This window comes from Calditrichota bacterium, assembly GCA_013151735.1.
GTDB lineage: Bacteria > Zhuqueibacterota > JdFR-76 > JdFR-76 > BMS3Abin05 > BMS3Abin05.
Genome location: JAADHR010000013.1, coordinates 1 through 5,406 on the forward strand (window position 1 = coordinate 1; position 5,406 = coordinate 5,406).

Here is a 5,406-nt window from a genome sequence, read left to right on the forward strand (position 1 = left end):
CGGTCTTTTTTCGTGTCGACGGTTTAAAGATCACGGTGTCCTCAATCCAGACATTTCATTTTACCGCATCCCGACTGTTTTCGGGTGATTTTACCTCTCAACAATCTTAAGCTTTCCTTTACATCCACAGAAACGGATTGCCTCATTTTTAATTCGGTTTCGATTTCTCTGCTCCCCCGGGTCAAAACCTGGCCGGTTTGACTTTTGTCCCGGTAAACGGTAATCCCTTTGCAGCCGAGCCTGTGGGCCAGCAAAAAGGCCTCACGAATGGCCTCCGGTTGGGCATCGGCCGGAAAATTAATCGTTTTCGAAACGGCGTTGTTTGTGTGTTTCTGGAAGGCAGCCTGCATCCGAACGTGCCATTCGGCCGGGATTTCGTGTGCCGTTTTAAAAAGCAACCGGATGTTTTCGGGAATGCCCCGGATGTCTTGCACCGATCCTGTTCGGGCAATATGTTCCAGCAGGGGCAGTTTGAAAAAACCCTCCCGTTTCGCGAGCGTTTCAAAAATGGGGTGAATTTCCAGAAGAACCTCATTTTCAAGGACGTGCCGTTCGAAAATGGGTGCAAAAAGGGGTTCAATTCCCGAGGAGGTACCTGCAATAATGCTGATGGATCCGGTAGGTGCAATGGTCGTACGTGTGGCATTTCGAATGGGCTTACGCCCGGGGCGGTCGTACGTGCTTCCCCTGAAATTCGGGAAGGGGCCTCTTTTTTGGGCCAGGTCTTCCGAGGCGCGATCGGCTTCTGTTTGAATAAATGCCATTACCTCATCTGCAAGCTGAAGGGCTTTTTCGGAATCGTAGGGAACGCCCAGGAGAATCAAAAAATCGGCAAAGCCCATGACTCCCAGGCCGATTTTTCGATTCCCGCGCGTTGTGTGCTTAATCTGCGGAAGCGGAAAGCGATTGACATCAATTACATTGTCCAGAAAATGAACGGCCAGCCGGACCGTTTTTCGAAGACGCTCAAAATCGGGGGAACCGTTGGTTACAAAACTGGAAAGATTAATCGACCCCAGATTGCAGCTTTCGTACGGCAAAAGGGGTTGTTCGCCGCAAGGGTTGGTGCCTTCAATGGTACCCAGCTGCGGGGTCGGATTGTCCCGATTAATGGGATCCAGGAACAGCAATCCGGGATCGCCGGTTTCCCAGGCGTTTTCGACTATTTTTTCGAAGACCTCCGCCGCACGCAGCGATCTCACAGATTGACCCGTTCGCGGGTTCACCGTATCGAAAAAACAGCCCTCCTGCACGCAACGCATAAAATCATCCGAAACCGCCACGGAGATATTAAAATTGTGCAGGCGTTTTCTGTTTCGCTTGGACTGAATGAACTCCAGAATATCGGGGTGGTCGTAGCGAAGCACGCCCATATTTGCTCCCCGCCGCGTTCCCCCCTGTTTGATGGCTTCCGTTGCGCAGTCGAAAACCTCCATAAATGAAATGGGGCCGCTGGCTTTTCCCATTGTGGAACGAACAAGGTCGTTTTTGGGCCGCAATTTCGAGAAGGAAAATCCGGTTCCACCCCCGCTCTGGTGAATGATGGCTGTCTGTTTCAGGGTTTCGAAAATGGACCGAATGGAATCTTCAACAGGGAGCACGAAACACGCCGAGAGTTGTCCCAATCGGCGCCCCGCGTTCATCAGTGTGGGAGAATTGGGCAGAAAGTCCAGGCGGGCCATCATCTGAAAAAAGGCTTCGCTTGTTTTTTCAAGGTCTGCCCGGGAATCGTAAAGGGCATCCGCTTTGGCCACAAATCGGGCAACCCTCTGGAACATGTCCCCGGGTGTTTCAATGATTTCGCCGCGCGCGTTCCTTTTTAAATAGCGGTTTCTCAAAAGAATGTCAGCGTTCTGCGAGAGATGTGGAGCGAAATCGCTTTTCATCCTGAACAGGTCCTCATTTCGCCTATTTGCGGCATGGATTTAATCTCTCTTCTTGCGTGAAAAAGGTTTCCGAAAATGGATTGAAATATATGGCTCCGGTAAAAGCCCCAATTAATTTCAATGTAACGGGAAGGACCGTTTAAATCAAGAAAAAATTTCGGTGTTTTAAGATTCTTGAATCCAAACAGGGAAGGTATTTTTGCCTCTGTTTTTCAGCGGATTTTCGGCGTGCAGATGCAAAACGTGCGGCTTATCCGGATGAGGCCTGGATGTTTTGCATGGCGTTCCATTCTGAATGCATGTGTATCACTGAGACACGATTTCCCGGTATCAATTCCCCGGGACGCCGGCCTTGTTTTTCTAACTTAAATAAAATCAGTTGAATGAAAAATATGTGTTCCGTGCAGATTATGGTATGCCCTTTGCTATTTCAGATGTGATTTCTTACAGGCGGGAGGAAAGGTGTTCGAGCTGCTTAAACGATTTGTAACATATTGGAGAATAAAAGAAACGAGGATTCCATGCAAGCCGTCATTTTAGCAGGAGGTTTGGAAACAAATCTTTCTATTTTAACCCGTCATTATCCCAAGGCGCTGCTTAATATTGCCAATCAGCCGCTGATCGATTATGTTCTCAGCTATCTGCGGCAATGGGAAGTCAAGGACGTCATTTTTTGTGTCAATCACGAAACCTCTGTTCTCAAAAATTACCTGGACCAGCCCTCCTTTCACGATTTTACATTTCGATTTTACGAGGAAGAGTATCCGAGAGGCACAGCCGGAACGCTGGTCGACATTCGGAAATGGTTGACGGATGATCATGTGCTGGTGCTCAATGGGAATGTGATCAGTCAATTGGATGTTTCCACACTGGTTCACTATCACGATCTGAAAAAGTCGTATTTTACCATTGTGACGGGTTACCCGGTTCAGGAACCCAAACCGGCAACGGAAATTACCATCGCGGCCGACGGGTCCGTAAAAACGGTGAAAACACAACCCTACGCTTTCAAATCAGAATTTTCTACATCTCCCCGGGGAATCTATCTGTTAAACCCGAAAATTTTGGATATTTTCTCCCGCTACAAGGGCTATCTGGATTTGAAGGAGCAGTTTATTGCCGCCTTAAAGAATAAAAATGTCCCGATATACAGCTATATTTCTTCTGAATTTATTCAAAGCATTGAATCCCTTGAGGACTATCTGCAAACGAATTTCGATGTCCTTTATCAAAACTGGATGACCCGATTTTGGGGGAATGAGATCCGGGAACAGGTCTGGGTTGGCCGCGGGGTCCAGATTGATCCGGATACCGAAATTATCGGCCCCGTGGTAATTGGCGAGTACACAACGATTGAACAAGGCGTTCGGATTGTGGGGCCGGCCGTCATCGGACAGAATTGCCATTTTGCCGAAGGAAGCTTTCTGCGGGAGAGCGTGGTCTGGGATAATTCCGTTTTCCGGAGAAACAGCCACGTAGAGTACTCCCTGATTGGCGAAAGTTTCAGTATCCGTGAGCGGAGTTTTTTCAGCCGGCAGGTGATGCTGGATATGCCGATGGAAATTGGCCAGCTGAATTTGCTTCCCCGAAACCTGAAATTTGATTCTCTCTGGATGCCCGAACCCCGGTCGATTGTCGATTATCTAAAACTGACCCTTTTTGAAAAGATGAAACGCGGTATCGATTTTCTGGGCGCCGTTTTCCTGAGCCTTCTTTTTTCACCGGTTTTGATTCTGGCAGCGCTGGCCGTTCTTGTTGAAAGCGGACGGCCGGTATTTGAAAAGGAACACTTAATCGGGCGCTGGGGCCGGCCCTTTGGGATGTGGAGATTTCGCATACACGCCAGACGTGCAAAACGACCGTCCATAAATCAGAAGCCGGGCGATTCGGTTGAAGAGCCCCGTCTGACGCGCGTCGGCAAATTCCTGGCGCTCATGGGTATCAATGAGCTTCCGCAGGTGTTTAATGTGCTGAAAGGGGACATGAGTTTGGTAGGCCCGCGCCCGCTCGCCAGACCGGAGATGCGCTTTTCTCCGGGCTGGCGGGATGTCAGGCTTCGGGTAAAACCCGGCCTTACGGGTTTGTGGCAGGTCAGCAGAAAAGATCACTTTAGTTTCCACGAATGGATTCGAAACGATATTTATTACGTCCGCAATCAATCTCTCTTACTGGATTTTAAAATCCTGTTGAGAACACCATTTCGAGTTTTAAGGGGATAAGGAAAGCAACATATGGCGACGCGCGAAATAAAAATTCCCTGGATTTTGAATGAATCCCGGCGATTGTCCCGGCTTCAACGAATTAATGCCTCGCATCTTTTTAAAGACACCGGTGTTCTGGTCTACGATTCCGAGCACAACCGGTATTATGTGGATCAGGAAAAGGTCCCTTGGTGGAAATGGTTTTCCATGGAAATTCGCTTTCGACATCTTATGAAAGCGTGGCCGTTTATTCATGGACGTGTCCTGGAAATCGGCTGTCAGGGTAAACCCTTCCGTTTACTGTTTGAGCGGTTGTCTGAACATTACTGGGGATTTGAGTTCTTAAACCATGTTCGCGACGGGCGTGGCGACGCCGTTGTGCACGAAAATTGGCTTCCCATCCAATCGCAAAGCGTGGAAACGATTGTCGGATTGGATATCCTGCGCCGTGTAAACGATCCCCGTGCTTTTCTCCAGCAGGTGTATTCGGCTCTCAAACCGGAGGGACACCTGATCCTTTGGATCTCTCACGGGGCTTCGCTGCTTTTGGAGGACGATGCCTATTTCGATTTCTCTCCCAAAAGCCTTCATAATTTGGTAGAATCCGTTGGCTTGCAAATTGAGCACGAAAGCACATTGGTGGGGAAAGGGATAATTTTTCTGCAAAACGGCATGAAACTCTTTTCGCCCGCTTCAAATTATCTGGATGCTCAAAAATCAATTTTGTCCCGCGCCTTCTTATCTGCTCAATCGTTTTATTTAAAGCATTTCAGACAAAAATATCACCCCATCCCCTCCTCACGCGAAAATACGTACCCGATAGTAAACGGTTTCAAACTCTCCACATTGGTTGTGGGTCGAAAACTGTAAGAGAAAAAATGGCCGCCCAATTTGCGCGAATCGTCAGGAAACGTTGTAACCCTGAGGATAGCCCACGACTTTACACAAATTTACACGAAATATTCAAAAAAACGGCTCTACTAGAATTTTTGTGGATGGACTTTTCGCAATACCTGGTAAATAAAATTTTTCATTCCGGAAAAACCATTCATTTCGAGCTTTTCTCCGTATTGAAGCTATCTTGGGTACACATTCTGGTGACTTTGAGGCCCTTAGCCACCGATCCTCACGGACACGGAGGACCTTGAAGGGTCTGAAGGAAAAATTCCTTCCAAACCGTTCTTTCATAAGCAGCCCACGATTTTTAATCGTGGGGTTTTGTGAGGATGATCCAAAATCAAAAACCGTTTCAACGGTTTCGCTTTTTTGACTGGCTACGGCCTTCAGGCCTGTGTAAAAATACCGTAGATCATATCATT

At 48.0% G+C, this 5,406-nt stretch carries 3 protein-coding genes; 2 read left to right on the forward strand and 1 reads right to left on the reverse strand.

The features are described from left to right. Positions 1-41: 41 nt before the first annotated feature. Entirely contained in the window at positions 42-1,886 is a 1,845-nt protein-coding gene (locus GXO76_00465) for an adenosylcobalamin-dependent ribonucleoside-diphosphate reductase (protein ID NOY76316.1), read from the reverse strand. 521 nt (positions 1,887-2,407) lie between these two features. Here GXO76_00465 and GXO76_00470 point away from each other — a divergent pair. Together GXO76_00470 and GXO76_00475 are read left to right on the forward strand one after the other, a co-directional pair. Further along, positions 2,408-4,105 carry an NTP transferase domain-containing protein gene (locus tag GXO76_00470; GenBank protein NOY76317.1) on the forward strand — a complete coding sequence of 566 codons (1,698 nt, stop codon included), beginning with the start codon at positions 2,408-2,410 and terminating at the stop codon, positions 4,103-4,105. A gap of 12 nt (positions 4,106-4,117) precedes the next feature. Then, positions 4,118-4,957, forward strand: a complete 840-nt coding sequence (locus GXO76_00475) for a class I SAM-dependent methyltransferase (protein NOY76318.1) — start codon at positions 4,118-4,120, stop codon at positions 4,955-4,957. Positions 4,958-5,406 lie beyond the last annotated feature (449 nt).

Coding starts and splice junctions, on each gene's coding strand:
- GXO76_00475 (NOY76318.1), top strand. CDS start 4,118: ATGGCGACGCGCGAAATAAAAATTCCCTGGATTTTGAATGAATCCCGG.
- GXO76_00470 (NOY76317.1), top strand. CDS start 2,408: ATGCAAGCCGTCATTTTAGCAGGAGGTTTGGAAACAAATCTTTCTATT.
- GXO76_00465 (NOY76316.1), bottom strand. CDS start 1,886: ATGAAAAGCGATTTCGCTCCACATCTCTCGCAGAACGCTGACATTCTT.